Genomic DNA, 2300 nt, shown 5'->3' with positions numbered 1-2300 from the left:
GATATGGTACTAAAAAACGTTTTAAAAGTTACCATTTAAAAGTACAGAGCACAAATATAGAGCGATTAATTTGCAAAGAAGTTCTGTTTAAAAGAAACTTATGAAAGCCTTTCTAAATGAACGTTTAAACGTTTGAAACAGATGTTTATAACAGTTTTTAAAGCCTTGCGTTTGATAAAAGCGGTTATTTATTTGTCTTATGAGAGATTGTTTTGAAAACCAATACTCGTAAATGTAAAAAACGAGTTTTGTTAAAGCTAACAAGCGTTTTGATTTTATAGAATGCGTTATTTGAATTCACTCAGCTCGATTTTGAGCTTAGTATATTGAAACGTTTTAAAAGAAGCATCATGATCATGGGTTTTGTTTTCAATGAATCTCTTTAAAAGATAAAGACGTTATGATTAATACGTTTGAGAGAAACAAAAAGCATTTATAGGCTCTCCCATTCAAAAGAGTGATTAAAGATCATACGCATCATTTACATTCCTTTTGATAAGTTTTCATATCTCAATAGAGCGCTTGCAATATAATACGTTTTGTATATATGCATTCATTACTCCATTGTGGATGATTATTTTTCTATCATTATAATCGTTATTTGAAAGCCGCGTCATATCACTTGACACGGCTTTTTTTATGTTACTCTCTCTTTTATGATATGTTTATAGCAATGCATTTTATATGCGTTTATACACCATAAAGAAGGCACGCCCCCCACGCCGTTCTTTATTCTGTTTTATCAGTTATATTGACAACATTATCCCTTTCATACACCTCACAATTTTTTGGAACCAACCTTACTTTGCTTTTTTTATTGATTTTTGCATTGCCATAAACACGCCCCCAGATCGTTGCACAATATGAGATTTTAGCATTGCCAAAAACAGAGCCATAAATCTCACAAGAGCCACTCACACAAGCATTCCCATAAACCTTGCCATAAATTTTAGCACGACCATTAATAACAGCATAATTATAAATTTTTGCATGGCTATAAATACAAGCCGAGCCAGAAACCTTGGCATGACCATAAACGCGTGCATAACTAAAAACCGTAGCATCATAAGAAACATGCGCATGATCATAAATATGAGCATCAGCAAGAACGCGGGCACTACCATTCACATGAGCATACCCATAAACATTGCCATAAACATGAGCATTGCTATAGACAAAAGCATGGTCATAAACTTTAGCATATTGAGAGATAAAAGCTTTTCCATAGACCTCAGCATTGCCATAAACTTGACCACAGACTTGAGAAAAATGGCGTATTTTTGCATTTTCATACACTCTTGCATGACCATAGACACAAGCCTCATCATACACCCAGCAATTACCATCATGGGATAGGTTAACTTCCTTTTCAATAAAGCCGCCTAAAGACCCCGCCTGTACATCATCAAAATCTTTTAAAGCTTTAATGCGATAAAGGTTTATAATATTTCGAGTAAGAGCATGTTTGATTTTTTTGATTTCACTGGTTAATTCGTATTTTTTGCACATAGAGATACCCTCACAATTTAATGTGATAAACATTTGATAAAATTTGGAATGGGAAAATTTGAAAGAGGGGCGCCCCCGCCGCGCCCGCCGCTGCTTTATTAATTAGACCCAGACAATCTCTAATTCACCATAAGGAGAGAGACGTTCAGTATAGGTTTTTATTTTAGTAGACCCGCCGACATTTTCACGAATAACAGCAATGCCATGAATATTGGCATTTTCATAAACATGTACGTTATTTGCTATACGAGCATTTTCATAAACCCTAGCATTGTCATAAACATAGGCATTATCATAAATAATAGCCTTGCCATACACATGTGCATTACCATAAACATGGGAATTATCAGAAATAACAGCATTGCCATAAACATGGGCATTATCATAAACATAGCCAGCAATGATAGCATTGTCATAAACCCGCGCATGACCATAGATATGACCACAAGTGACAGCATTGCCAAAAACTCTTGCATTTTCATAAACGTGACCATTTTTAAACACAAGAGCCTCATCATACACCCAGCAATTCCCATCATGAGAGAGGTTGCTTTCCTTTTCAATAAAGCCACCTAAAGTACCTGCTTTGATATCAGAAAAGTCTTTTAATGCTTTAATGCGATAAAGGGTATGATTATTAATTACACGCGTTTCATTTGTGAGTGCAAACTTCTTTTGCATGAGCACAATTCCTTTATAGAGATTTAAATTTTTAAATGAGATGTTTAAAGGAGGGCGCCCCCGCCGCGCCCGCGCGTGTCATTTACGCAGCATCACTTTCATATTCGCTG

Annotated in this window: 2 protein-coding genes; both read right to left on the bottom strand. The window is 35.5% G+C overall.

What is annotated here, in order from left to right; genetic code table 11:
* Positions 1-729: 729 nt before the first annotated feature.
* Positions 730-1509, bottom strand: a complete 780-nt coding sequence (locus tag ACFIL8_RS09315; RefSeq protein ID WP_375689553.1) for a hypothetical protein — start codon at positions 1507-1509, stop codon at positions 730-732.
* Positions 1510-1611: 102 nt separating this feature from the next.
* Complete coding sequence (locus ACFIL8_RS09310) at positions 1612-2190, bottom strand: hypothetical protein (protein WP_375689551.1); 579 nt, start codon at positions 2188-2190, stop codon at positions 1612-1614.
* Positions 2191-2300: the final 110 nt, after the last annotated feature.

The sequence above is a fragment of the Bartonella sp. AP57NXGY genome (genome assembly GCF_042195805.1).
Taxonomy (GTDB): Bacteria; Pseudomonadota; Alphaproteobacteria; order Rhizobiales; family Rhizobiaceae; genus Bartonella.
This window is presented reverse-complemented; position numbering and strand designations above follow the sequence as displayed.